Raw genomic sequence first — 26,008 nt, 5'->3', positions numbered from 1 at the left:
GAAGGGGGAAGGCGCGCAGCGCCTCAGGGGGATGAGGCTCAAAGTGCCACGGCCTTGTCGATGACTACGGCGTCAAAAGGCACGTCGTCGTGGAAGCCCTTGCGCGTGGTGCGCACGGCCTTGATGGCGTCCACCACGTCCTGGCCCTTCACGACCTTGCCGAACACGGCATAGCCCCAGCCTTGCGCGGTGGGGGAGGTGTGGTTCAGGAAGGCGTTGTCCACCGTGTTGATGAAGAACTGGGCCGTGGCGCTGTGGGGGTCGCCGGTGCGGGCCATGGCCAGGGTGTACTTGTCGTTCTTCAGGCCGTTCTTGGCTTCGTTCTCGATCGGGGCCTGGGTTTCTTTTTGCTTCATGTCGGCCGTCATGCCGCCGCCCTGGACCATGAAGTTCTTGATCACACGGTGGAACACGGTGCCGCTGTAGAAGCCGCTGTTCACGTAGCTCAGGAAGTTGGCCGTGGACTTGGGGGCATTCACGGCGTCCAGTTCGATGGTGATCACGCCCTGGGTGGCGGTTTCTGCCACGTTGATGGTGACGTGGAGTTCAACTTGTGGGTTGCTCATTGCAGTGCTTTCTTCAAAAAATTCACTTCACCACGGTGGCGGAAGTGATGGTGACGGGGGTGGTGGGCACGTCGCCGCGCCCGGTGGGCACGGCCTTGATCTTGTCGACCACGTCGGCGCCGCTGATCACCTTGCCGAACACGGCGTAGCCATGGCCGTCAGGGCTGGGGGCGTTCAGGCTGTCGTTGTTCTTCACGTTGATGAAGAACTGCGCGGTGGCCGACTCCGGGTTGGATGTGCGTGCCATGGCCACGGTGTAGGTGTCGTTCTTGAGGCCATTCTTGGCCTCCAGAGCGATCGGCGGCCGGGTGGACTTTTGCTGCATGTCGGGCGTGAAGCCGCCACCCTGGATCATGAAGTTGTTGATCACGCGGTGGAAGATGGTGCCGTCGTAGTGCTTGGCGTTCACGTAGGCCAGGAAGTTCTCCACCGTCTTGGGCGCCTTGGCGGCGTCGAGCTGCACCACGATGTCACCCATCGAGGTGGCCAGCTTGACCTTGGGGGCTGCGTCCTGGGCCAGGGCTGGCGCTACTGAAAATATAGCTGCTATGGCAATGCTGGCCAGCGCAAGGGTCGAATTTCTTCTGGAAATCATCCAATCACTCCTTCGAAAAATATCTGCCAATGTTGGCCCCGCCGCGTCCAGTACTGGCGCTTGGTGGGGCCCGTGCGGGCGCCTTCGGCGACTTCGCCGAACGTTACCACCATGGTGTCGGCGGAGTCGGTCCAGCGCAGGTAAGACTTGTCCTTGAGCTGGAGTTCCCGGCCCTTGAGCGCGCGGGTCTCGGCCTGCAGCACCTGGGTCCACTCGTCCAGCGGTTTCTTGCGGTAGCTTTGGAACTCGGGCGCGTAAAAGCCCAGCAGGCGCTTCATGTCGCCCTCGGTCTTGGCGGTGCGCCAGGCGTTGAGCACGGCCTCGAACGATTTGCGCTCGGCCGCCACGCTGTGCGGCTGCACCCACTGCAGCTGGCGCGCGATGACCACGGGCGTGGAGCGGGGCTCCACGGTGCGCAGGATGCGCTCCAGGTCGGGGTTGGCCAGCACCAGGCAGCCATCGGTGGCCAGGGGGGCGCGCGCAAACTGGTCGGGGGGCGTGCCGTGCAGCCAGATGCCGCTGCCCGTCTTGCCCCGGCTCTGGTCGAGCGGGTTGGGGTAGTTGATGGGCAGGGCGCCAGCGCCGTAAAAATCCTTGAGCGTGGCAGGGTCGAGCCGGCTGGTGATGAAGTACACCCCGAGCGGTGTGCGCTGGTCGCCTTCGGCGGCTTTTTCGATGCCAAGCTTGCCCACCGAGGCGTAGTAGTCGGCCACCAGCTGCAGGCCCTTGGGGGTGTTCTCGAACAGGTACAGGCGCGAGCGCGAGGCGTCTACCGCAATGGCGTGGCGCGATCGGGGCGACAGCTCCAGGAACTGCGCCGGGACGCTGTTTTCGGGCGGGCGGCTGCGCTGCGCATCCACCCGCTGGCGCGATTCGGTGCGCAGCTCGGTGAGGGTGGCGGCGGCCTGGAGGCTGCGGGCCGAGTCGGGCTCGGGGGCCACATCGCCCAGGTGGCGGAGGGGGCGTGTGCGCGACACCAGCAAATCACCCACGGCCAGTTGCGCCAGCTGGAAGTTGGGGTAGTCGCGCGCCAGGCTTTCGGCCTGCGCCAGGGCCTCGCGGCCCCGGCCTTCGGCCACGAGCTTGTACACCGCCATCAGGCGGGCCTCGGCCTGGCCGTCGTGCAGGGCGGTGGTGGAGACCGGTGGTGCCGAGGGCGCTGCGCGCCGCGTCTTCTTTTCCTTGTCGCCCTGGGACATCGCGGGGGCGGCCAGCACAAGGCCCGCCAGGCACAGGGCGACGGTTGCCGCCAGGCGGCCGGGTGCGGGCAAAGGCACGGACATGCGCGGCATCAGCTTCGGGTCAGGGCAAAAAAAAAGCCCGCGCAAGAGGCGCAGGCGCCGCGTCGGGGCTCACGATCAGCCGCCTGTGGATTCGCGAACGATGGTCCAGCGGCCGTTGCTGTTCACCAGATCCAGGGTCTTGCGGCTGGTCACGTTGAGTGCATCCGCGCTGTAGGCCTGGCGAAAGCGGGCCGTGGCCTTGTCGCCCTGGACCGATACGGCGATGTCGGACAGCTTCACGCTGATCTTGGACTTGCCGACGATGCGCGACTCGCGCTCTTTCTCCCAGGCGGAGCGGTTCTGGCGGCCGGGTGGATCGAAGGACTTGTCATAGGCGCCCAGGTAGCCCTTCATGTCCTTGGCGGCCCAGGCGGTGGCCCAGGCCTGCACGGCGGCCGTCACGGCCTGGGTGGATGCGTCGCTGGCGGCGGCAGGGGCGGGTGCCGGTGCGGGGGCCGGGGTTGCTGCGGCCGGTGCGGCAGCGGGCGCTGGGGCGGCTGCCGCAGCGGGGGCTGGGGTCGCAGGCGCTGCGGCCGGTGCCGGGCGCTGGGTGGCCACCACGGCGGCAGGTGCCGGGGCTGCTGCGGCAGGGCGGCCGGACTTGCTGGCCGCGTCGGTGGAGAACAGTTCGCGGATCAGCGCCAGCTTGGGTTTGACCGTGTTGGCGCTGGTGGCATCGAGCTGCAGGGCCTTGTTGTAGGCCTGGCTGGCCAGCTTGGCGTAGATGTCGCCCAGGTTCTCGTGCGCGGTGGCGTAGCTGGGGTTGGTGCGGATCGCCATCTCCAGCGCCGTGCGGGCCTTGTCCAGCTGGTTCTGGTTGGCGTAGAGCACGGCCAGGTTGTTGTAGGGCTCGGGCAGCTCGGGGTACTCTTCCGTCAGCTTGGTGAAGGTGGTGATGGCCTCGCCCTGTTTGCCGCTGTCGGCCTGCGCCACGCCGCGCAGAAAGCGCAGCTGCGGGTCGCGCGGGGTGGCGGCCAGGCGCTGATCGGCCTTGGTCAGCGCCTCTGCGGCCTTGCCCGTCTTGAGCAGCTGGGTGATCTCCGTGTAGTCGTCGGCATGGGCCACGCCCGTGCCCAGCAGCGCGGTCAGCGCCACCATGCGCAAGAGTTGTGGAAGGGTGCGGAGGACTGGCTTCATGGGGATTCCGGGGAGTTGGGCAGCGGCCCGCCGGGGCGGGGGGCTTATACTGCGGCGGATTGTAGCTGAGGGGGTTGTCATGACGGTACGCTGTTGCCGCGGGTGATTTCGCTGAAGGCCCCTTGCTGGGCCAACCCCCGCCGAGGGCCCTGAGAACCTGTTCCAGGCCCTTTGCTGCCGGGTGAATCCTTTCACCCAACCACCCCATCCCCCGTGACTGAAATCCCATGAGTTTGCGCATCTACAACACGCTGTCGCGTGCATTGGAGGACTTTTCCCCGCTCGAACCTGGCCATGTGCGCATGTACGTGTGCGGCATGACCATCTATGACCTGTGCCACATCGGCCACGCCCGCATGATGATGGCGTTTGACGTGGTGCAGCGCTGGCTGAAAAGCAGCGGCTTGCGCGTCACCTACGTGCGCAACATCACCGACATCGACGACAAGATCATCAAGCGCGCGTTGGAGCGGGGCATCACCATCCGCCAGCTCACCGACGAGATGATCGCCGCGATGCATCAGGACATCGGCCTGCTGGGCATCGAGCCGCCCACCGTGGAGCCCCGCGCCACCGAATACGTGCCCCAGATGCTCTCGCTCATCGGCCAACTGGAAGGCAAGGGCCTGGCTTACCGTGCCAGCAATGGCGACGTGAACTACGCAGTGCGCAAGTTCGACGGCTACGGCAAGCTCTCGGGCAAGTCGCTCGACGAGCTGCGCGCCGGCGAGCGCGTGGCCGTGCAGGGTGGCAAGGAAGACCCGCTCGACTTCGTGCTGTGGAAAGCCTCCAAGCCCGAGGAGCCGCCCGAGGCCCAATGGGCCAGCGCGTTCGGCACGGGCCGCCCCGGCTGGCACATCGAGTGCTCGGCCATGAGCTGCGCCACCCTGGGCGAGACCTTTGACATCCACGGCGGCGGCGCGGACCTGCAGTTCCCCCACCACGAGAACGAGATCGCCCAAAGCGAAGGCGCCACGGGCCAGCCCCTGGCCAAATTCTGGGTGCACAACGGCTTCGTGCGGGTGGACAACGAGAAGATGTCCAAAAGCCTGGGCAACTTCTTCACCATCCGCGACGTGCTCAAGCAGTACGACGCGGAGACGCTGCGTTTCTTCATGGTGCGCGCCCACTACCGCAGCGCGCTGAACTACAGCGACGCCCACCTGGACGACGCGCGCCAGGCCCTGAAGCGCCTGTACACGGCGCTGAGCCTGGTGGCTCCGGCCGACATGGCCGCCATCGACTGGGCCGGCCCCTACGCCGCCCGCTTCAAGGCCGCCATGGACGAGGACTTCGGCACGCCCGAGGCCGTGGCCGTCCTGTTCGACCTGGCGGGCGAGGTCAACAAGACCCGCTCGGCCGCGCTGGCCGGGCTGCTCAAGGCGCTGGGCGGCTGCATTGGTATCTTGCAAGGCGACCCCCAGGCCTTTTTTCAGGCAGGGGCGACCGGTGTGGGCGAATCCGAGATCCAGGCGCAGATCGCTGCCCGTGCCGCCGCCAAAGCCGCCAAGAATTTTGCCGAGGCCGACCGCATCCGCCAGGCCCTGCTGGCCCAGGGCATCGTGCTCAAGGATTCCGCTGCGGGCACGACCTGGGAAGCGGCACAGTGAACCCCTGTTTTGTAAAAAAAAATGCCTCTAGGGCAGATGGGGTAAGCGGTGGCAGCTTCTAAAAAGATAGCGGGCGACGCCGCAGCGCCGCCGCTGGTGCTGGCCACGCCCGACTACTGGGCCGAGGCCTGCAAGCACCTGGTGAAAAAAGACCGCGTGATGAAGCGCCTGATCCCGCAGTTTGGCGACGCCGCACTGCAGACGCGGGGCGACCCGTTCATCACCCTGGCGCGCTCCATCGTGGGCCAGCAGGTGTCGGTGGCGGCCGCGCAGGCCGTGTGGGAGCGCCTGGTGGCGCTGCTGCCGCGCGGCATGAAGCCCGCGAGCGTGCTCAAGCTCAAGATCGACGACATGCGCGCTGCCGGCCTGTCGGCCCGCAAGGTGGACTACCTGGTGGACCTGGCCATGCACTTCGAGAGCGGCAAGCTGCACGTGAAGGACTGGGCGGCGATGGACGACGAGGCCATCATTGCCGAGCTGGTCGCCATCCGGGGCATCGGCCGCTGGACGGCCGAGATGTTTTTGATCTTCTATTTGATGCGGCCCAATGTTTTGCCCCTGGATGATCCAGGGTTAATCACTGGCATCAGCCAGAATTACTTTTCGGGCGACCCCGTGAGCCGCAGCGATGCCCGCGAGGTGGCCGAGGCCTGGAAGCCCTGGTGCAGTGTGGCGACTTGGTATATTTGGCGGTCGCTCGACCCACAGCCGGTCGCGTACTGACGCACCGAGGCGCGCTTTACAAAACTCGTTAACCGTCGGTTACAGTGCGTGCCATTCGTGGCAGCCGCCCCGGCGCGTGTCCCAAGGAGAAAAACGTTGGCGAAAAAGACCTTTCTGGATTTCGAACAGCCCATCGCGGAACTCGAATCCAAAATTGAAGAACTGCGCTACGTGCAGACCGAAAGTGCCGTAGACATCTCGGAAGAGATCGACCAGCTCAGCAAGAAGAGCCAGCAGCTCACCAAGGACATCTACGCCGAGCTGTCGCCCTGGCAGATCACCAAGATCGCCCGCCACCCCGAGCGCCCCTACACGCTCGACTACGTGCGCGACATCTTCACCGACTTCGTCGAGCTGCACGGTGACCGCCACTATGCGGACGACCTGTCCATCGTGGGCGGCCTGGCGCGCTTCAACGGCCATGCCTGCATGGTGCTGGGCCATCAGAAGGGGCGCGACACCAAGGAGCGCGCGATGCGCAACTTTGGCATGAGCAAGCCCGAGGGCTACCGCAAGGCCCTGCGCCTGATGAAGACGGCCGAGAAGTTCAAGCTGCCCGTGTTCACCTTTGTGGATACCCCCGGTGCCTACCCCGGCATCGACGCCGAGGAGCGCGGCCAGTCCGAGGCCATCGGCCGCAACATCTTCGAGATGGCGCAGCTCGAAGTGCCCATCATCACCACCATCATCGGCGAAGGCGGCTCCGGCGGCGCGCTGGCGATCAGCGTGGCCGATCAGGTCGTGATGCTGCAGTACGCCATCTATTCCGTGATCAGCCCTGAAGGCTGCGCCTCCATCCTCTGGAAGACCAGCGACAAGGCCCAGGAGGCGGCTGACGCCCTGGGCATCACGGCCCACCGCCTCAAGGCCCTGGGTCTGGTCGACAAGATCGTGAGCGAGCCCGTGGGCGGCGCGCACCGCGACCACAAGCAGATGGCCGCCTTCTTGAAGCGCGCCCTGGGCGATGCCTTCCGCCAGGTGGCGGACCTCAAGACCAAAGACCTGCTGGACCGCCGCTACGAGCGCCTGCAAAGCTACGGCCGCTTCAGCGACACCAAGGCGGACAGCCGCTGAGGGGGCAGGGCCGCAGCGCCCGGGCCCGTTTTTTTGTTGCTGCACTGCGCCAACGGCCCTTCGGGGCCGTTGTTGCTTTCTGGCCGGAGTGGGCGCTTAACCCGCCGGAGTGGCCCGCGTCTCCGCGATAACCCCCACTGGCGCGCACCGCGATACCGGATGTAACATGGTCCGCGGCCGCCCGTGCGGGTGGATCAAGGGGTGCTCCATGTCGCTTCTGAAGACTCTCAAGGGCCAGATCCTTCTGGTATCGGTCGGTTGTCTGGTGGCGGGGCTGATGGCCCTGACCGTGGCCAACTACCTCACCGCACGGTCCCAGGCCTATGCCTCCCTCACGGCGCAGTCGCAGGCCTTGGCCCAAAGCCACATCGAGGCCTTGCGGGACTGGGCCCGCAGCAAGGCGGCCGTGGTCGAGTCTGCAGCGGCAGCGCTGGACGACGCCGACGCGGCCAAGCCGCTCAACATGCTGGCCAAGGCGGGCAACTTCCACACCACCTATTTCGGCTATGCCGACAAGCGCACGGTGTTCTCGGAGAAGCAGAACCTGCCGCCCGACTACGACCCCACCGCACGCCCCTGGTACAAGCAGGCCGCCGGGGCCGATGCCTCGGTGCTCACCGCACCCTATGCCGACGCCGGGGGCGCGGGACTGGTGGTGACCTTTGCCAAGGCCGCGCGCGAAGGCGGCACCGTCAAGGCCGTGATGGCCGGCGATGTGTCGCTGGCGGCCGTGGTGGCCAACGTGGCTTCCATCAAGCCCACACCGTCGAGCTATGCCTTCCTGGTGGGGGGCGATGGCAACATCATTGCCCACCCCGAGGTGAAGCTGGCGCTGAAGCCCGCCACGGACGTGGCCCCGGCGCTCACGGCCAGCGCGTTGGCCGACATGGCCAAGCGGGCCGACCTCACGGCGATGGACCTGCAGGGCCGCGCCATGCTGCTCACGGTGGCGCCGGTCACCGGCACGCCCTGGCTGCTGGCCATTGCGCTGGACCGGGGCGAGGCGCTGCAGGCCATCAGCACCATGCTGCAGGTGTCGCTGGGCGCGGGCATTGTGGTGCTTCTGGTGGCGCTGGTGGTGCTGGCGGGCATTCTGTCGCAGCGGCTGCGCCGACTCACCCTGGTGCGTGACGCCATGCACGAGATCGGCGCGGGCGATGGCGACCTGTCGCGCCGCATCGACGCGCAGGGTGAGGACGAACTGGCGCAGATCGCCGCCAGCTTCAACAGCTTTGCGGGCAAGCTCTCGGGCGTGCTGGCTCAGATCCGGGACGCCAGCAGCTCCGTGCGCGTGGCGGCCGAAGAGATCGCCACCGGCAACCACGACCTGAGCGGGCGCACCGAACTCACCGCGTCCAGCCTGCAGGAGACTTCGGCCTCCATGCAGCAGCTCACGGAAACCGTGCGCCACAACGCAGATTCCGCCCGCCAGGCCAACCAGCTGGTGGCCCAGGCATCCAACGTGGCGCAGCATGGCGGCCAGGTGGTGGGCAACGTGGTGACCACCATGGACCAGATCAATGCTGCGTCGCGCAAGATCAACGACATCATTGGCGTCATCGACGGCATTGCTTTCCAGACCAACATCCTCGCGCTGAACGCAGCCGTGGAGGCGGCCCGCGCGGGCGAGCAGGGCCGGGGGTTTGCCGTGGTGGCGGGCGAGGTGCGCAGCCTGGCGCAGCGCAGCGCCGAGGCAGCGCGTGAGATCAAGACGCTGATCAACACCTCGGTGGAGCAGGTCGAGAACGGCTCGCGCCTGGTGCACGACGCGGGCACCACCATGAACGACATCGTCACCTCGGTGCAGCGCGTGACGGACATCATGGCCGAGATCACCGCCTCCACCAACGAGCAGAGCACGAGCATCAATGAGGTGGGCCAGGCCGTTTCGCACCTGGACCAGATGACCCAGCAGAACGCGGCGTTGGTGGAAGAGAGTGCCGCAGCCGCGCAGAGCCTCAAGGACCAATCGGTGCGGCTGTCCGAAGTGGTGGGCACTTTCCGCCTGTCCACCGATGCGTCGCACACCGCGCCGCGCTTGTCCGCACCGGCCGGTTGAGAGGCTGGGGCTGGCGCGCTGGCGAGGGGCCGTGATAATCGGCGCCCATGCTCTTTTGCTGCCGCCACGCTGATACCGCCCCGGGCCCGTGGCCTTGCCTGTGCTATGGGCGAGGCCGGTCGGCATGACCCAGCCCTTCGACGCCGCCATGCAGGCCTTCGCGCCCGCGCTGCCGCTGGCCGTGGGGCTGAGCGGGGGCGCGGATTCCACCGCCCTGCTGCGGGCCTGCGCCCTGCGCTGGCCCGGCCAGGTGCGGGCCATCCATGTGCACCATGGGTTGCAGGCGGCGGCCGATGGCTTTGAGCAGCATTGCATCGCACTGTGCGATGCGCTGAAGGTGCCGCTGACCGTGCGGCGGTTGGATGCCCGCCATGCCCCCGGCCAGAGCCCGGAGGACGCCGCCCGGCAGGCCCGGTACCAGGCATTGGCATCGGTAGCGCTGGCGCCCTCTGTCGAAGGTGCTATTCAATCAATAGCACTCGCGCAGCACGCGGATGACCAGGCCGAGACCCTGCTGCTGGCCCTGTCGCGTGGCGCTGGGGTGGCGGGGCTGGCTGCGATGCCCGCCCGCTGGGAACGGGCTGGCCTGGCCTGGCACCGCCCCCTGCTGCAGGTGGCGGGGGCGGATGTGCGCCACTGGCTGTGCGCACAGGGCCAGGCCTGGGTGGAGGACCCCACCAACGTCGACGAGCGCTTCACGCGCAACCGCATCCGGGCGAGGCTGCTGCCCGTACTGGATGCGGCGTTTCCATTCTTTCGCGACACCTTCGCGCGCTCTGCCGCCAACGCCGCCCAGGCCGCCGAATTGCTGCATGAGCTGGCGCAGCAGGACCTGGCCCTGGTGGGTGTGCCCCCACAGATCAAGGCCCTGCAAGGGCTCAGCCGCGCACGGCAGGCCAATGTGCTGCGCCACTGGCTGCGTCTGGGCCACCACACCACGCCGGCAGCGGCGCAATTGGGTGAGTTGCTCGACCAGATCCAGGCCTGCACCACACGCGGCCACCAGATCCGCATCAAGGTGGGGCGTGGCCTTGTGGTGCGGTCCGGCACCGGGCTGGATTGGTCCAGCCCGTAGGTAGGCGGCCCTGTGCGCACGCAACGAGGTGGCGCGCCCCATGCCGCCCGCTGCAGTACTTTGAGGAACAAAAAAATGGAACAAGCCGTCGTCTCCCGCATTGCCGTCACCCGCAACCAGGCCAAGGTTTCCGTGCCCGGTGTGCCCAACCAGCCGGGCATCGCCCGCCATATCCTGGGCGCCGTGGCTGGTGCCCGCATCGACGCGGACATGGTCGTCCAGAACGTGGGCAAGGACGGCAAGACCGATCTCAGCTTCACCGTGCACCGCAGTGACTGTGCGCGCACCGTGGAACTGCTGAGGGATCAAGTGCTTCCCGCGCTGGGCGCGCGGGAAGTCGTGGGAGATGCTGGTGTTTGCAAAGTCAGCATCGTTGGCACCTGCATGCACCGCCACGTGGGCGTGGCCAGCAAGATGTTCGGCACGCTCCGCGAAGGGGGCATCCAGGCCCAGATGATCTCCGCCTGCGAGACGCAGGCCTCGGTCGTGATCGACGAAAAGCAGATGGAACTGGCTGTGCGCAGTCTGTGCGAGGCCTTCGCGTTGGACCCGCAGGCCGCCGGAATCGACTCCGAAATGAGGCATAATAGTGGGATTGGAAACGTGACCGAGTGGCCGAAGGTGCTCCCCTGCTAAGGGAGTATGGGGTGTAGAGCCTCATCGAGGGTTCGAATCCCTCCGTTTCCGCCAAGATAAGCCCCAAGTGCTCAACGCACTTGGGGCTTTTTCTATGGAGAACCCGCCCGTTGCCCACAAACTCTGACGGTGGCGGTTCCTGTGTATAGGTGATTCCCGAATTGCCAGGTGGCCGGGCTTCGCGCCCAATCAGGCTGTCCTAAGAGCCTTGTCCGTTTCCTGTGGACATCCGATCTGCCCAGTGCTTCGCGGGGCGATCGGTGATGCACCGGGGGAACCAGGCAAGGTTTCAGCCCGCCCTGTGCGGGCTTTTTTTTGTGCTCTCAGCCTTTCGGGCCGCGTTTGGCGCTGTGTTCCGGTACGGGTCGGTATTGGGGGCGGGGCTTTTTCCGGGGCTTGTATGCTGGTGGTTGATGCATGCACAGCACAAGGGCACCCATGACTCCCCGCCGCACAGCGCACACCCGCGAACTCCGCCTGACACCCAATGACCTGAATTTTTGCTACCTGCCACGGGTTGCGAGTTCTGTGCCCTCGCATGGCAGCGAACTGGTGTGCACCGTCGATGCGTCCCGCTTCTTTGCCCACGGGGGGAACCACATCGTCTTTGCACTCGATTGCGAAGGCGGGCAGGGCAGCTACAACCCGCACTGTGGTCCGATCTTCCGATATGGCAAGAATCTGTGGGCCTTGGCGCGGGGTTTTATCGTTTTTGGCGATGGTGTGGTGATGGCGGAGGGCTGGAATGGGACCGCGATGCCTGCGTTGGCCTCCATCGCCAATACTTCGGGCGCAGTGTTCGATCCGGCCCAGCACCCGGTTTTTACGCTGCGCATTGTGGCGGGCTATCGGCGCGGCGCTTTGGCCAACCGCATGGGGATCGAGATTCGTGCAGGTGACTCGGCAGAGGGCGCGCTGCTTTTCGCCGGGGGTATTGAGGGGCCTGAGTGGGGCTGGGATTGGACGGGGGGCTCCAAGGCGGCCATGGGGGGCATTGCGTCGGGCTTTGTGCCGCCAGCCGCCACGGGTTGTGTGGAAGCGCTGTTGCCGCGCAGTGCGCCCCATGCGGCGTTGGTGATGTCTCGGTTCAGGCTGCGGATGCGCCCGCTGGCCTGAATGCCAAGTTGCTGGTGAGAGGGACCTTGTCCGCAGCGCAGTGCGCAGGCCCCCTTCATTCGTCGATGGACGCACTCCAGCGGCTTCCCCAGTCGCTGCCCCCTTGGCGGCTGACCTTGTCGATCTCGCGCCGGTCGCGTTTGGTGGGGCGGCCTTCCTGCAGAGCGGCGGCGGGTTCGGGGGCCAGGCGGCGCAACTCGGCGGCTTTTTCGCGTGCGGCGATGCTGTCGGCGGTTTCTTCGTACAGTTGTTGCGCGACAGGTGCGGGGCCGCGCGCGCCGCTCAGGCCCAGGACGCGCACGGTGCGTTCCACGGGGCCCTGGCGCAGTGCCACGGTGTCGCCGCAGCGCAGGTCGCGTGCGGGTTTGGCCGGTTGGCCATTGACGGTGACCCGGCCCTTGCCGATTTCTTCGGTGGCCAGGCTGCGGGTCTTGTAGAAGCGGGCGCACCAGAGCCATTTGTCCAGCCGCATTGTCTCCATCGTGTTCATGGGCGAGATTGTGCCGCTTGTGCCTCGGGCGGGCTATCGGTCGCTCCGCTCGGCAGCGGCAGGCGCACCACGGCGTCCAGGCCCATGACCCGGTGGCCCGCCATGCGGTTGGTGAGTGTGATGTTTCCCTCCAGGGCCTGCACGATTTCGTGGCAGATCGCCAAGCCCAGGCCGCTGCCGGTGCGCACGTCGCCGGCCGAGAAGGGCTGGAACAGGCGGGCCGCCAGTTCATCGTCGATGCCGGGGCCATGGTCGCTGATCGTCAGCGCCACATGCCGTCCGTCGCTGCGCAGGTCCACCGTGAGTTCGCTGCCCGGCGGCGCATGGCGCACGGCGTTGTGCAGCAGGTTGCGGCTCAGTTCGCGCAGCATCCATTCGTGGGACTGCACGAGGGCGGGCTCGGTGTGGATGCCGAAGTCCAGGTCGCGCTGGGCGATCAGCGGCGAGATCTCCAGTGCCACGGCGCGCAGGATGTCGTCGAGCCGGGTGGCGGGCGGTGCGCTTTGCTGGCGCAGCTGTTCCACCTTGGCCAGGGCCAGCATCTGATTGGCCAGCAAGGTGGCGCGGTCCACGGTATCGCTGATTTCGTGCAGGGCCTGGCGGGGCTCCACATCGCCGTGCAGGGCCGATTGCACCTGGGTCTTGAGCACGGCCAGCGGCGTGCGCAGCTGGTGGGAGGCATCGCGCACAAAGCGCTTTTGGTGCCTGAGCAGGTGGCGCAGGCGCTGCATGACCTCGTTGGTGGCATCCACCAGCGGCTGCAGTTCACGCGGGGCCAGCGGGGCGGCGATGGGGCTCAGATCGCCCTCCCGCCGGGCCTGCAGTTGCAGGCTGAGCTGGCGCACGGGCCGGGTGGCGCGCTGCACCACCAGCACCACGGTGAAGGCCACCACGGCGATCAATAGCGCCTGGCGCAGCAGGGTGTTCCACAGGATCTGCAGGGCCAGGGTTTCGCGCACCTCCAGGGTTTCGGCCACCTGGATCACGGCCATGGTGCGGCCCTGGGAGCTGGCCACCGGCTGCAGCAGCACGGCCACGCGCACGTCCCGGTCGCGGAACCGGTCGTCATAAAAATCCACCAGGGCGGCATAGGGCGGGCGGGCAGGGATGCTGCCCTGCCACACCGGCAGGTCTTCAAAGCCCGAGACCATCTCGCCCTTCAGGGTCGAGACGCGGTAGAACATCTGGCTCTGGTTGTCGGCCTCAAACGCTTCCAGCGCCGAATACGGCACGATGGCGCGCAGCTGTGCTGCATCGTCAAAGCCTTTCACATCCAACTGCTCGCTGATGCTCTTGGCGGACGCCAGCAGGGTGCGGTCGTAGGCGGTGTTGAGCGACGCCAGCGTCTGGTGGTAGAGGCTCCAGGTGTTGAAGCCGATGAACAGCGCCACCGGCAGCAGAATGCCCAGCAGCAGGCGCCGCCGCAGCGAGTGATGGTGTGCGGCGCCCTGGCTCATGCGTCGGCGCGCAGCAGGTAGCCCAGGCCGCGCAGGGTCATCAGGGTGAGGCCCGTGCCGGCCAGCTTCTTGCGCAGCCGGTACACCACCACCTCGATGGCTTCGTATTGCACATCGAGCTGCCCGGGGAACACCAGCTCATACAGCCGTTCCTTGGTCACGGCATGGCCGGGCTGTGCCAGCAGCGCGTGCATCAGCGCCAGCTCGCGGGGGGTGAGTTCCATCACCTCGCCGTTCAGGTAGAGCGCGCCGCTGTCCTTGTCGTAGCGGATGGCGCCGATCTGCACCGTGCTGGGCGCCAAGGGGGGCACGGTGGGGTCGGCACTGCGGCGCACCAGGGCGCGCAGGCGGGCTTCCAGCTCGTCCAGGTCAAACGGCTTGGGCAGGTAGTCGTCGGCGCCGGCGTTCAGGCCCATCACCCGATCGCCCACCGTGCCGCGCGCGGTCAGGATCAGCACGGGGGTGCGAAGGCCCCGGTTGCGGGCCTGCTGCAGCACCTGCAGGCCGTCCAGGCCGGGCAGGGTCAGGTCCAGGATGATGGCGTCGGGCTGCAGAGCGGTCCATTGGGCGAGTGCTGCGCGTCCGTCGCCCACGGCGGTGACTTCCATGCCACGCCGGGTCAGCGCGCGGTGCAGCGTGGCCTGCATGGTGGGGTCGTCTTCTACAAGGAGCAGTTGCATGCGCGGGACCATATCACCGTCTCAGGGCGCCGCTCTTATGGGTGTTTTCCCTGAGTCCGTGGACAGCCGTTTGACAGGCAGCGCGCGCATCATCGGGCGGTTCGCAAACCTAATCAGGAGACAGACACGATGCGTCGCGATACCTTTCTGAAATCACTGGCGGCTGCCGTGGCCGTGGGGGCGCTGCCCCTGTCGGCGCAGGCCGCAGCCGCCCTCAAGTTCATGATCCCGGCCAACCCCGGTGGTGGCTGGGACACCACGGGCCGGGCCCTGGGCAAGGCCATGCAGGACGCAGGGGCTGCCAGTTCGGTGTCCTATGACAACAAGGGCGGCGCAGCCGGTGCGATCGGCCTGGCCCAGTTCGTCAACGCCAGCAAGGGCGACCCGAATGCGCTGATGGTGATGGGCGCCGTGATGGTGGGCGGCATCATCACCGGCAAGCCCCCGGTGGGCCTGGACAAGGTCACGCCCCTGGCGCGCCTGACCAGCGAATACAACGTGTTCGTGCTGCCCTCCAACTCGCCTTTCAAGAGCATGAAGGACGTGATCGACCAGCTCAAGAAAGACCCCGGCAGCGTGAAGTGGGGCGGCGGATCGCGCGGCTCCACCGAGCACATTGCGGCGGCCATGATCGCGCGCGAAGTGGGCGTGGACCCGGCCAAGATCAACTACGTGGCGTTCCGTGGGGGCGGTGAGGCCACCGCCGCCATCCTGGGGGGCAACGTCACCGTGGGCGGCAGCGGCTACAGCGAGTTTGCCGAGTACATCTCGGCCGGCAAGATGCGCCCCGTGGGTGTGACGGCGGGCCAGCGCCTGAAGGGCGTGGACGTGCCCACGCTCAAGGAGCAGGGCATCAACGTGGAGATCGGCAACTGGCGCGGCGTCTACGGTGCGCCTGGCATCACCCCCGCGCAGCGCAAGGACCTGATCGACGCGCTGTCCAAGACCTTCAAGCACAAGGCCTGGCAGGACGCGATGGAGAAGAACGGCTGGACACCGGCCTGGATGGCGGGCGACGAGTTTGCCAACTTCGTGGACAGCGAGTTCGCCAGCATGCGTGCCACGATGGCCAAGTCCGGAATGATCTGATCTTTAGCCTGGCGCTGCAGCCACCCCCCCGCAGCCTTACGGGGCGGGCGGCAGTAGCGCCGCGCGTTGGTTGGTTGGTTAGTGCGAAGGAAAAAACATGACACAACAACATTCGTCGCGCTCCAAGCCCTTGCAGACCCTGATCGGGGTGGGCCTGGTTGCGCTTGCTCTGCTGCTGGCCTGGGGGGCCAGTTCGGTCAGTTCCGAGGCCGGCTATGGCGGCGTGGGCCCCAACTTCTTCCCCTGGGTGGTCAGCATTGCCATCCTGGTCTGCGGCGTGCTGTGCGTGGTGCACGCGCTGACGGGCGGGTTCCGCGAACTCGAAGAAGGCTCGGGCGATGAACGCGCCCACTGGAAGGGCTTCATCTGGGTGTCGGCCGGCCTGCTGCTCAATGCCCTGCTCATCACGACCCTGGGCTTCATCCTCAGCTGCGCGCTGTGCTTTGTGCTGTCGGTGCGGGGCTTCAAGAGTTCAGAGGGTGAGCTGGACCTGCGCCTGCAGGCCTGGATCAAGGATTCCTTCATCGGTATCGCGGTAGCGGCCCCGGTGTACTGGATGTTTACGCAACTGCTGGCCATCAACCTGCCCGGCCTGACCAACACGGGGTGGCTGTAAAGCCTGCATGTCATGGATACGTTAAACCTTTTGATGCAGGGTTTTGCCACGGCGGCAACACCCATCAACCTGATGTGGGCCTTTGTGGGCTGCATGATCGGCACCGCCGTGGGCGTGCTGCCCGGCATCGGCCCGGCCGTGGCGGTGGCCATGCTGCTGCCCATCACCGTGAAGGTCGAGGCCACGGCGTCGATGATCTTCTTTGCCGGCATCTACTACGGCGCAATGTACGGGGGCTCCACCACCTCCATTCTGTTGAACACGCCCGGTGAGGCGGGCTCCATGGTCACGGCCATGGAGGGCAACAAGATGGCCAAGAACGGCCGTGCCGGTGCCGCGCTGGCCACGGCTGCCATCGGCTCGTTCGTGGCGGGCACCATCGCCACGGTGCTGGTCACCTTCTGCGCACCCCTGGTGGCCGAGTACGCCATCCGCCTGGGCCCGCCGGAATACTTCATGCTGATGGTGCTGGCCTTCACCACCGTGAGTGCGGTGCTGGGCAAGAGCACCTTGCGCGGCATGGTGGCGCTGTTTGTCGGCCTGGCCATGGGCCTGATCGGTATCGACCAGATCACGGGCCAGGCGCGCTACACCGGGGGCGTGCCCGAGCTGATGGACGGCATCGAGGTGGTGCTGATCGCCGTGGGCCTGTTTGCCGTGGGCGAGGCGCTGTACAACGTGATGTACGAAGGCAAAAGCGACGAAACGCAGAACCGCCTGACCAGCACCCACATGACCAAGGAGGAGTGGAAGCGCTCCTGGCCCGCGTGGCTGCGCGCCACGGCCATTGGCTTCCCCTTTGGCACCGTGCCTGCGGGCGGCAGCGAGATCCCGACTTTCCTGAGCTACGCCGCAGAAAAGAAGCTGAGCAAGAACAAGGAAGAGTTCGGTACCACGGGCGCCATCGAAGGCGTGGCCGGCCCCGAGGCCGCCAACAACGCGGCCATCACGGCCACGCTGATCCCGCTGCTCACGCTGGGCATTCCCACGTCCAACACCACGGCCATTTTGCTGGGCGCGTTCCAGAACTACGGCATCCAGCCCGGCCCGCAGCTGTTCGACACCAACGGTGCGCTGGTGTGGGCGCTGATCGCGTCGATGTACATCGGCAACGTGATGCTGCTGATCCTGAACCTGCCCCTGGTGGGCCTGTGGGTGAAGCTGCTGAACATTCCCAAGTCGTACCTGTACGCCGGCATTCTGGTGTTCTCCACCCTGGGCGTGTATGGCATGCGCCAGAGCGCGTTCGACCTGGTGCTGCTGTATGCGATTGGCCTGCTGGGCGTGGTGATGCGCCGCTTCGACTTCCCGGCCGCACCGGTGGTGGTGGGCATGATCCTGGGCCCCCTGGCCGAGGCGCAGATGCGCAATGCCGTGTCGATTGGCGAAGGCAAGTGGACCATCTTCCTGGAGCGCCCCGGTTCGGTGACCCTGATCGTCATCGTGCTGGCGGTGCTGATCGTGCCGCGCCTGCTGCGCCGCTGGGCCGCACGCAAGATGGCGCTGGCACAAACCTGAGCCTGACCGCCTTCGCCAACAAAAAAACCGCGCCTCCCAGCGCGGTTTTTTTATGGGTCAGCAGCAATGTCACCACAAGCCAGGCACCGAGGGCTCTGACGTCCTTCGATGCCCTCCCCACCAGGAGGCTTGCTCAACGGGAGCTTATTCTATCATAAAATGAGAATAGTTCTTATTTGCAAGGGTGGTGCATGCATTCACTTCCGCAGGAGTTTCTGGCGCTGTGCCGCCAGCTGGGCGATGCGCAGCAGCGTTGCAGCGCCGCCATGGTGGCGCAGGCCCAGCAGATCGAGGCCCTGACGGCCGAGGTGGTGCGCCTGCGCGGAGCCGTCGTGGTGCGTGACACCCGCCTGGCGGTGGCCCGGGACGAACTGGTGCAGCTGCGGGCCGCCAGCCCCGGTTTGCCGCGCCGCAAGGCCATGGCACGGCACATCGGTTTGTTGGCAGAGCGCATCGCCGCCTTGTCGCGGGAATGCCTGCGCTGGCGCCAGGCTGCGGCAGAGGGGGGCGCCTCTGCGGTCGGCGCCCCGGAGCAGGGGCGTGCGCTGGCGGCCACCGTGTCTTCCATGGGCGAGGCGCCAGAACGCCGGGTGAGCGGCAACCGCGCCTTGCGTTCCGAGGAGGTCGGGGAGACCGAGAATTCGGCCCTCGACGCCAACCTGGCCGCAGCCGACCTCGTGATCTGCCAGACGGGCTGCATCAGCCACGACGAATACTGGCGCGTGCAGGACCATTGCCGCCGCACGGGCAAGCCCTGCATCCTGGTGGACCAGCCCCTGGCGGTGCGCGAGGCCCAGGCGCTGGCCACCATCCAGCCCATGGTGGTCTTGCGCATGGCCGCTGCGCCGCAGCTGCCGGCCGCAGGTGTGGCAGGGGCATCCGTGCATGCGGCAGAGGATGTGACTGAAAATGGGCGATAGCGCTTGATGGTAGAGCGCAATGTGCTCTCTATTTTGTAGCAAATCGCATGGACCTGGCGCCGGCAACCCGCCCACCAGGCCCCGTTTGCGCATCCCTGCCGCGCTACCATCCACAGATGCCCTTGCTTGTTGACGACGCCCCCGCCCTGCCACTGGATGCCCAGGGCATTCTGGAACTGGCGGCACGCTCCATGTTCCAGCTGTTCTCCAGCGTCAGCCAGGGCATGTTCCTGGTGGACCGCAGCGGGCGCATCGTGTGGGTGAATGAGGGCTACCAGCGGTTTCTGCCCGACCTGGGGTTTTCGTCGGTGGACCAGTTCGTGGGCCGCACGGTGGAAGAGGTGATCCCCAACACCCAGATGCGCCGCGTGCTGGAGACTGGCCAGCCTGTGCTCATCGACCTGCTTACCAACAAGGCCGGCACCTTTGTGGTCAGCCGCATCCCGCTGCGCGACGACGCCGACCGCGTGATCGGCGCCATCGGCATCGTGCTGTTCGACCACCCCGAGACCACGCTGCAACCCCTCATCAGCAAGTTTGCGCTGCTGCAGCGCGACCTGGACGATGCGCGGCGCGAGCTGGCCAGCCAGCGCAGCCGCTCGCTGGCCGTGGCGGGTGATGGCGAGCGGCGTGCCAAATACACTTTTGCGAGCTTCATCGGCTCCAGCCCCGCCGCCGCCGAGGTCAAGCGCCAGGCGCGGCGTGCGGCGCAGTCCACCAGCCCCGTGCTGCTGCTGGGCGAGACCGGTACCGGCAAGGAGTTGCTGGCCCACGCCATCCACGCGGCATCCAGCCGCGCGAGCGGCCCGTTTGTGAGCGTGAACATCGCCGCCGTGCCCGACACCCTGCTCGAAGCCGAGTTCTTTGGCGTGGCCCCGGGTGCCTACACCGGCGCCGACCGCAAGGGGCGCGATGGCAAGTTCAAGCTGGCCGACGGCGGCACCTTGTTCCTCGACGAAATCGGCGACATGCCCCAGAGCCTGCAGGCCAAGCTGCTGCGGGCCTTGCAAGAGGGCGAGATCGAGCCCCTGGGGTCGAACAAGCTCGTGCCTTTCAATGTGCGCATCCTGGCCGCCACCTCGCGCGATTTGGCGGCGCTGGTGCGCGAGGGCAAGTTCCGCGAAGACTTGTTCTACCGCCTGCATGTGCTGCCCGTGCGGGTGCCGCCGCTGCGCGTGCGGCGCGGCGATATCCCCGCGCTGGTCGAGGCCCTGGGCGAAGACCTGGCGCTGCGCAATGGCACGCCGCCGCCCGAGCTGCTGCCCGAGGCGCTGGCGCTGCTGGCGGGCCAGCCCTGGCGCGGCAACATCCGCGAGCTGCGCAACGTGCTGGAGCAGGCGGTGATGCGCAGCGATTCCCCGTCCATCGACGCGGCGCAGCTGGAGCGCGTGCTGCGCGAGGCCGGCGTGGAGCCCGCCGCCCCCGCGCCCGTGCAGGACCCGGTCCACGCGGCCGACGCCGACGACGAAAGCCGCTACCTGCGCCCCCTGTCCGAACAGGTGGCCGAGCTGGAGCGCAAAGCCATCGCGGCCACCCTCAAAGCCCATGGCGGCAACAAGCTGGCCACGGCGCGGCAACTGGGCATCTCGCGCGCCACGCTTTATGGACGTCTGGAAAACCCTGAATAAATTTCAGGCAAATGTCTGAAATTTGATCAAATCAACTGTATTTAATTTGGACATCGCATTCAAGGTGTCAGCAAAAGTTTCATAGAAATCAACGGTTTGTGCGTTGGCACGAACTGTGCAATGTTCAGGCATCACAACAGGAGACATCGCCATGCACCGTCGCACTCTGGTCACCCTCGCCACCGCTGCCGTTACCGCCGCCACGCTTTCCGCCCCCGCATTCGCCCAGACCGGCGAGATCCGCATTGCGCACGTCTACAGCAAGACCGGCCCGCTGGAGGCCTACGGCAAGCAGACCCAAACGGGCCTGCTGATGGGTCTGAACTACGCCACCGGTGGCAGCATGACCGTCAATGGCAAGAAGCTCGTCGTGATCGAGAAGGACGACCAGGGCAAGCCCGACCTGGGCAAGAGCCTGCTGGCCTCGGCTTACTCGGATGACAAGGCCGACATCGCCGTGGGCCCCACGTCCAGCGGCGTGGCGCTGGCCCTGCTGCCCGTGGCCGAGGAATACAAGAAGATCCTGCTGGTCGAGCCCGCCGTGGCCGACGCCATCACCGGCGACAAGTGGAACAAGTACATCTTCCGCACCGGCCGCAACAGCAGCCAGGACGCGATCTCCAACGCCGTGGCCATTGACAAGGCCGGCGTGACGGTGGCCACGCTGGCGCAGGACTATGCCTTCGGCCGCGACGGCGTGAAGGCCTTCAAGGACGCGCTCAAGAACGCCAAGCTGGTGCACGAGGAATACCTGCCCACCACCACCACCGACTTCACCGCCGGTGCCCAGCGCCTGATCGACAAGCTCAAGGATGTGCCCGGCCGCAAGGTCATCTTCATCATCTGGGCCGGCGCGGGCAACCCGTTCAAGATCGCTGACCTGGACCTCAAGCGCTACGGCATCGAGATCGCCACGGGCGGCAACATCCTGCCGGCCATGGCCAGCTACAAGAACTTCCCCGGCATGGAAGGCGCGACGTACTACTACTTCGGCATCCCCAAGAACCCCGTGAACGAAGCCCTGGTGGCCGCGCACTACAAGGAGTTCAAGACCCCGCCGGACTTCTTCACTGCCGGTGGTTTCAGCTCGGCCATGGCGCTGGTCACGGCGCTCAAGGCCACGGGCGGCGACACCAACACCAACAAGCTCATCAAGACCATGGAAGGCATGAGTTTTGACACGCCCAAGGGCAAGATGACCTTCCGCAAGGAAGACCACCAGGCCATGCAGAGCATGTACCACTTCAAGATCAAGGTGGACCCGGCGTTTGCCTGGGGCGTGCCCGAGCTGGTGCGCGAGATCAAGCCTGAAGAAATGAACGTGCCGATTCGCAACAAGCGATAAGCCGGTCTTTCGATTCCGATAGCGAGTTAGCGAGGCCCGTCGGACAGGACCACCGTCCTGCTCCTTCGGGGTTCATCCCGCAGGGGCGGCCGCCCCTCTTTTTCCAGTGAATTGATGCATGAACCCCCGGATTACACGGGGGCTGGGTCGGTTTTTCTCAAAAATATTTGGAGACAAGACAACATGGCTTTCAATTTCATCCGGGCGGCTGCAGCAGGGGCTGCGATGGCACTGTGTGGCACGGGCGGCGCCCTTGCCGCCGTCAACCTGCCCGCACTCAAGATCGACAAGACACAGACCACCGTGTCCGGCCTGTCCTCGGGCGGCTTCATGGCCGTGCAATTGCACGTGGCGTATTCGGCCACGTTTGCCAAGGGCGCTGGCGTGGTCGCGGGCGGCCCGTTCTATTGCGCCGAAGGTTCGGTGACCAACGCCACGGGGCGCTGCATGGCCAGCCCCGCAGGCATCCCCACCAGCACGCTGGTCAGCACCACCAACACCTGGGCCAGCCAGGGCAGCATCGACCCCGTGGCCAACCTGCAGAACTCCAGGGTCTACCTGTTCTCGGGCACGCTCGACAGCGTGGTCAAAACGGGTGGGATGGACGCCCTGCGCACCTACTACAACAGCTTTGTGCCCGCCGCCAATGTGGTCTACAAGAAAGACATCGCGGCCGAGCACGCCATGGTGACGGACGACTACGGCAACGCCTGCTCCACCAAGGGCGCGCCCTACATCAGCAACTGCAACTTCGACCTGGCCGGCGCCATGCTGCAGCACCTGTACGGCACGTTGAATGCTCGCAACAACGCGACCTTGCCCACCGGCAATTACATCGAGTTCAACCAGAGCGAGTTCATCACCAACCATGGCATGGCCACCACGGGCTGGGCCTATGTGCCGCAGGCCTGCCAGGCCGGCGGCAGTGCCACCTGCAAACTGCATGTGGTGTTGCATGGCTGCAAGCAGAACATTACCGATGTCCAGCAGCAGTACGTGCGCAACACGGGCTACAACCGTTGGGCCGACAGCAACAACATCGTGATGCTGTACCCGCAAACCAGCACCGCCGCCACCAACAGCTGCTGGGACTGGTGGGGTTATGACAGCGCCAACTATTCCAAGAAGTCCGGCCCGCAGATGGCCGCCATCAAGGCCATGGTGGACCGCCTCTCCAGCGGCACCGGCGGCACCACGCCTCCTGACCCCGTCGCCCTGCCGGCCCCCACGGGCGTGAGCACCTCGGGTGCCACGGCCAGCAGCATGGCCATCGGCTGGGCCGCAGTCACTGGCGCGGCCAGCTACAACGTCTACCGCAACGCCAACAAGGTCAACGCGCTGCCCGTGACGGCCACCAGCTACACCGACACTGGCCTGGCCGCGTCCACCACCTACAGCTGGACGGTGCGCGCCGCCGATGCCAACGGGGCCGAGGGCGCCACGTCCACGGCCGCATCGGGCACCACGCTGGCGGCATCGGGCGGCACGGCCACCTGCACCACGGCCACCAACTATGCGCATGTGCAGGCTGGCCGCGCTTATCAGCAGGGCGGCTACACCTACGCCAACGGTTCCAACCAGAACATGGGGCTGTGGAACGTGTTTGTGACCACCACCTTGAAGCAGACCAGCACCAACTACTACGTGATCGGCACCTGCCCCTGAAGTGCCGGGGCGCGCTGCCGCAAGGCAGGGCGCCCCACCGTTTCCATTGATTGACTAAGACCGTGAAAGTGAACCACCACCCATGAGCACCTTGGCCACCAAGGACTTGACCATCCGCTTCGGCGGCCACGTGGCGGTCAATGGCGTGACCTGCTCTTTCGAGCCCGGCACGCTGACCGCCATCGTGGGCCCCAACGGCGCGGGCAAGACCACCTACTTCAACCTGATCTCCGGGCAACTCAAGGCCACCAGTGGCAGCGTCACGCTGGGCGGGCAGGACCTCACGGGCCAGTCTGTCTCGGCGCGCACGCATGCGGGCCTGGGCCGGGCGTTCCAGCTCACCAACCTGTTCCCCAACCTCAGCGTGCTGGAGAACGTGCGCCTGGCCGTGCAGGCCACGCAAGAGGGCAAGCACCGCGGGGGCTTGAACCTGTGGAGCATCTGGAGCGACCACACCGCGCTCACCCAGCGCGCCCGCGTGATCCTGCAGGCCGTGGCCATGACCGACCGCGCCGACACCCCGGTGGCCAGCCTGCCCCACGGCGACCAGCGCAAGCTCGAAGTGGCGCTGCTCATGGCGCTGGAGCCGCAGGTCTACATGTTCGACGAGCCCACGGCCGGCATGAGCCACGACGAGGCGCCCGTGATCCTGAACCTGATCCGCGAGCTGAAGAAAGACAAGACCAAGATCATCCTGCTGGTGGAGCACAAGATGGACGTGGTGCGCGAGCTGGCCGACCGCATCATCGTGCTGACCAACGGCACGCTGGTGGCCGATGGCCCGCCGGCCGAGGTGATCGCATCGCCCGTGGTGCAAGAGGCCTACCTGGGCGTCTCCAAGGACGCAGAGAAGGAGGCCGCATGAGCACGACGGCGACCCCCCACCTGCTCGAACTCAAGGGCGTGCACACGCACATCGGCGCGTACCACATCCTGCACGGCGTGGATCTGGCCGTGCCCAAGGGCCAGCTCACCATGCTGCTGGGCCGCAACGGCGCGGGCAAGACGACCACGCTGCGCACCATCATGGGCCTGTGGCATGCGTCGCAGGGCTCCATCCACTTCGCTGGCCGCGACATCACCGCGATGAACACCCCGCAGATCGCGGGCATGAACATCGCCTACGTGCCCGAGAACATGGGCATCTTTGCCGACCTCACGGTGAAGGAGAACATGCTGCTGGCCGCCCGCAAGGCCAGCAATGCGGCGCAGATGGACGAGGCGCGGCTGCAGTGGATCTTCAAGCTCTTCCCGGCCGTGGAGAAGTTCTGGAACCACCCGGCCGGCAAGCTCAGCGGCGGCCAAAAGCAGATGGTGGCCGTGAGCCGCGCCATCGTCGAGCCACGCGACCTGCTCATCGTGGACGAGCCCAGCAAGGGCCTGGCGCCCGCCATCATCAACAACATGATCGAGGCGTTCGACCAGCTCAAGAAGAGCGGCGTGACCATCCTGCTCGTCGAGCAGAACATCAATTTCGCCAAGCGGCTCGGGGACACCGTGGCCGTGATGGACAACGGCCAGGTGGTGCATGCGGGCAGCATGGCCGAACTGGCCGAGAACGAGGAGCTGCAGCGCTCGCTGCTGGGGTTGGCACTATGAGTTGTATCTGCTTCTTCAAGCCTTTTGAGCCGGTAGCGCATATCTGGCAAGCGCTATCAGCTATCAAAAATGTAGTGATTGCGCATCTCTCATATCCCTCCATCTCCCGGCAAGGAGGCCTGGCATGAGCATGGCCCGCGACTTCGACTGGAAACCCCTGGCGCTGGTGCCTGCGCTCGCGCTGCTGGTGCTGCCCTTCATCGGCTCGCCCAGCACCTGGCTCACGCTCACCGTGGCGGGCCTTGCCATGGGCATGATCGTGTTCATCATTGCCTCGGGCCTCACGCTGGTGTTCGGGCTCATGGACGTGCTGAACTTCGGCCACGGCGTGTTCATCGCGCTGGGGGCCTTTGTGGCCACCAGTGTGCTGGGTGCCATGGGTGACTGGACCGGTTCCGACCAGCTTTGGCGCAACATGCTGGCCGTGCTGCCGGCCATGCTGGTGGCCATGGCCGTGGCGGGCGCCGTGGGCCTGGCGTTCGAGCGCTTCATCGTGCGGCCGGTGTACGGCCAGCATCTCAAGCAGATCCTCATCACCATGGGCGGCATGATCATTGGTGAAGAACTCATCAAGGTCATCTGGGGCCCGCAGCAGATTCCGCTGCCGCTGCCCGAGGGCATGCGGGGCTCGCTGCTGGTGGGCGATGCCGCCATCGAAAAGTACCGCCTGGTGGCGGTGGCCGTGGGCCTGCTGGTGTTCGGCGTGCTGGCCTGGACGCTGTCGCGCACCAAGGTGGGCCTGCTCATCCGCGCCGGCGTGCAGGACCGCGAGATGGTCGAAAGCCTGGGCTACCGCATCCGCCGCCTGTTCATCGGCGTGTTCGTGGTGGGCTCGGCCCTGGCGGGCCTGGGCGGCGTGATGTGGGGCCTGTACCAGCAGAACGTGGTGCCCCAGATGGGCGCGCAGGTCAACGTGCTGATCTTCATCGTGATCATCATCGGCGGCCTGGGCAGCACGGGCGGTGCGCTCATCGGCGCGCTGCTGGTGGGCCTGATGGCCAACTACACCGGCTTCCTGGTGCCCAAGGTGGCGCTGTTCTCCAACATCGCGTTGATGGTGGCCATCCTGCTGTGGCGTCCCCAGGGCGTCTACCCGGTCGCGAACCGTTGAAGAGGAGCCCAAAGAC

At 66.3% G+C, this 26,008-nt stretch carries 23 protein-coding genes, 1 tRNA gene and 1 pseudogene; 18 read left to right on the top strand and 7 right to left on the bottom strand.

Annotated features, from left to right (window positions below):
- Positions 1-38: 38 nt before the first annotated feature.
- The 4 genes from DBV10_RS20460 to DBV10_RS20445 form a co-directional block, all read right to left on the bottom strand.
- The gene (locus DBV10_RS20460; RefSeq protein ID WP_124515403.1) at positions 39-566 is read right to left on the bottom strand and encodes a peptidylprolyl isomerase; all 528 of its coding nucleotides are present in this window, start codon (positions 564-566) and stop codon (positions 39-41) included.
- Positions 567-588: 22 nt separating this feature from the next.
- Entirely contained in the window at positions 589-1,161 is a 573-nt protein-coding gene (locus tag DBV10_RS20455; protein ID WP_124515402.1) for a peptidylprolyl isomerase, read from the bottom strand.
- Positions 1,158-2,444: a L,D-transpeptidase family protein gene (locus DBV10_RS20450; RefSeq protein ID WP_124515401.1), complete on the bottom strand. Its 1,287-nt coding sequence runs from the start codon at positions 2,442-2,444 to the stop codon at positions 1,158-1,160. Before DBV10_RS20450 ends, DBV10_RS20455 begins: the two co-directional genes overlap by 4 nt.
- Before the next feature lie 75 nt (positions 2,445-2,519).
- On the bottom strand, positions 2,520-3,581 hold the full coding sequence (locus DBV10_RS20445) for a nuclear transport factor 2 family protein (protein WP_124515400.1): 1,062 nt from the start codon (positions 3,579-3,581) through the stop codon (positions 2,520-2,522).
- Positions 3,582-3,808: 227 nt separating this feature from the next.
- Here DBV10_RS20445 and cysS point away from each other — a divergent pair, with 227 nt between their 5' ends.
- From cysS to DBV10_RS20405, 8 genes and pseudogenes are all read left to right on the top strand, one after another.
- Positions 3,809-5,191: a cysteine--tRNA ligase gene (gene cysS, locus DBV10_RS20440; RefSeq protein WP_124515399.1), complete on the top strand. Its 1,383-nt coding sequence runs from the start codon at positions 3,809-3,811 to the stop codon at positions 5,189-5,191.
- Positions 5,192-5,239: 48 nt separating this feature from the next.
- Positions 5,240-5,914, top strand: coding sequence for a DNA-3-methyladenine glycosylase (locus DBV10_RS20435; protein ID WP_199740204.1), 675 nt, complete (start codon positions 5,240-5,242; stop codon positions 5,912-5,914).
- Positions 5,915-6,010: 96 nt separating this feature from the next.
- Entirely contained in the window at positions 6,011-6,988 is a 978-nt protein-coding gene (locus DBV10_RS20430; protein ID WP_124515398.1) for an acetyl-CoA carboxylase carboxyltransferase subunit alpha, read from the top strand.
- 208 nt (positions 6,989-7,196) lie between these two features.
- Positions 7,197-9,047 (top strand): methyl-accepting chemotaxis protein, encoded by a 1,851-nt coding sequence (locus tag DBV10_RS20425; protein ID WP_124515397.1) that lies wholly within the window; start codon positions 7,197-7,199, stop codon positions 9,045-9,047.
- 124 nt (positions 9,048-9,171) lie between these two features.
- Positions 9,172-10,122, top strand: coding sequence for a tRNA lysidine(34) synthetase TilS (gene tilS, locus DBV10_RS20420; protein WP_124515396.1), 951 nt, complete (start codon positions 9,172-9,174; stop codon positions 10,120-10,122).
- 66 nt (positions 10,123-10,188) lie between these two features.
- A pseudogene (locus DBV10_RS20415) lies at positions 10,189-10,683 on the top strand (ACT domain-containing protein); the annotation flags it as partial.
- A 36-nt stretch (positions 10,684-10,719) separates the two neighbouring features.
- Positions 10,720-10,812 (top strand) — tRNA-Ser (locus DBV10_RS20410).
- 384 nt (positions 10,813-11,196) lie between these two features.
- Positions 11,197-11,874, top strand: coding sequence for a hypothetical protein (locus tag DBV10_RS20405; protein WP_124515394.1), 678 nt, complete (start codon positions 11,197-11,199; stop codon positions 11,872-11,874).
- Between the two features lie 55 nt (positions 11,875-11,929).
- On the opposite strand, the gene DBV10_RS20400 is transcribed toward DBV10_RS20405, so the two are convergent.
- The 3 genes from DBV10_RS20400 to DBV10_RS20390 are packed head-to-tail and all read right to left on the bottom strand — an operon-like array spanning position 11,930 to position 14,501.
- Positions 11,930-12,364 carry an RNA-binding S4 domain-containing protein gene (locus DBV10_RS20400; RefSeq protein WP_124515393.1) on the bottom strand — a complete coding sequence of 145 codons (435 nt, stop codon included), beginning with the start codon at positions 12,362-12,364 and terminating at the stop codon, positions 11,930-11,932.
- Positions 12,361-13,821, bottom strand: coding sequence for a sensor histidine kinase (locus tag DBV10_RS20395; protein WP_124515392.1), 1,461 nt, complete (start codon positions 13,819-13,821; stop codon positions 12,361-12,363). The genes DBV10_RS20400 and DBV10_RS20395 overlap by 4 nt, the downstream gene beginning before the upstream one ends.
- Positions 13,818-14,501: a response regulator transcription factor gene (locus DBV10_RS20390; protein ID WP_124515391.1), complete on the bottom strand. Its 684-nt coding sequence runs from the start codon at positions 14,499-14,501 to the stop codon at positions 13,818-13,820. Before DBV10_RS20390 ends, DBV10_RS20395 begins: the two co-directional genes overlap by 4 nt.
- 129 nt (positions 14,502-14,630) lie before the next feature.
- Between DBV10_RS20390 and DBV10_RS20385 the strand changes: the two genes are divergently transcribed.
- The 10 genes from DBV10_RS20385 (at position 14,631) to DBV10_RS20340 (ending at position 25,992) form a co-directional block, all read left to right on the top strand.
- Positions 14,631-15,590, top strand: a complete 960-nt coding sequence (locus DBV10_RS20385; RefSeq protein ID WP_124515390.1) for a tripartite tricarboxylate transporter substrate binding protein — start codon at positions 14,631-14,633, stop codon at positions 15,588-15,590.
- 97 nt (positions 15,591-15,687) lie between these two features.
- Positions 15,688-16,206 (top strand): tripartite tricarboxylate transporter TctB family protein, encoded by a 519-nt coding sequence (locus DBV10_RS20380; RefSeq protein ID WP_124515389.1) that lies wholly within the window; start codon positions 15,688-15,690, stop codon positions 16,204-16,206.
- A gap of 12 nt (positions 16,207-16,218) precedes the next feature.
- Positions 16,219-17,724, top strand: a complete 1,506-nt coding sequence (locus tag DBV10_RS20375; protein WP_124515388.1) for a tripartite tricarboxylate transporter permease — start codon at positions 16,219-16,221, stop codon at positions 17,722-17,724.
- A gap of 191 nt (positions 17,725-17,915) precedes the next feature.
- Positions 17,916-18,644, top strand: coding sequence for a DUF2325 domain-containing protein (locus DBV10_RS20370; protein WP_124515387.1), 729 nt, complete (start codon positions 17,916-17,918; stop codon positions 18,642-18,644).
- A 116-nt stretch (positions 18,645-18,760) separates the two neighbouring features.
- The gene (locus tag DBV10_RS20365) at positions 18,761-20,272 is read left to right on the top strand and encodes a sigma-54-dependent Fis family transcriptional regulator (protein WP_124515386.1); all 1,512 of its coding nucleotides are present in this window, start codon (positions 18,761-18,763) and stop codon (positions 20,270-20,272) included.
- Between the two features lie 151 nt (positions 20,273-20,423).
- Positions 20,424-21,617 carry a substrate-binding domain-containing protein gene (locus tag DBV10_RS20360; protein ID WP_124515385.1) on the top strand — a complete coding sequence of 398 codons (1,194 nt, stop codon included), beginning with the start codon at positions 20,424-20,426 and terminating at the stop codon, positions 21,615-21,617.
- Between the two features lie 183 nt (positions 21,618-21,800).
- Positions 21,801-23,282, top strand: coding sequence for a PHB depolymerase family esterase (locus DBV10_RS20355; RefSeq protein WP_124515384.1), 1,482 nt, complete (start codon positions 21,801-21,803; stop codon positions 23,280-23,282).
- Between the two features lie 82 nt (positions 23,283-23,364).
- Entirely contained in the window at positions 23,365-24,147 is a 783-nt protein-coding gene (locus DBV10_RS20350; RefSeq protein ID WP_124515383.1) for an ABC transporter ATP-binding protein, read from the top strand.
- Complete coding sequence (locus DBV10_RS20345) at positions 24,144-24,881, top strand: ABC transporter ATP-binding protein (RefSeq protein ID WP_124515382.1); 738 nt, start codon at positions 24,144-24,146, stop codon at positions 24,879-24,881. Before DBV10_RS20350 ends, DBV10_RS20345 begins: the two co-directional genes overlap by 4 nt.
- Before the next feature lie 124 nt (positions 24,882-25,005).
- The gene (locus tag DBV10_RS20340; protein ID WP_124515381.1) at positions 25,006-25,992 is read left to right on the top strand and encodes a branched-chain amino acid ABC transporter permease; all 987 of its coding nucleotides are present in this window, start codon (positions 25,006-25,008) and stop codon (positions 25,990-25,992) included.
- Positions 25,993-26,008 lie beyond the last annotated feature (16 nt).

The organism is Acidovorax sp. FJL06, from assembly GCF_003852545.1.
GTDB lineage: Bacteria > Pseudomonadota > Gammaproteobacteria > Burkholderiales > Burkholderiaceae_C > Acidovorax.
This window is presented reverse-complemented; position numbering and strand designations above follow the sequence as displayed.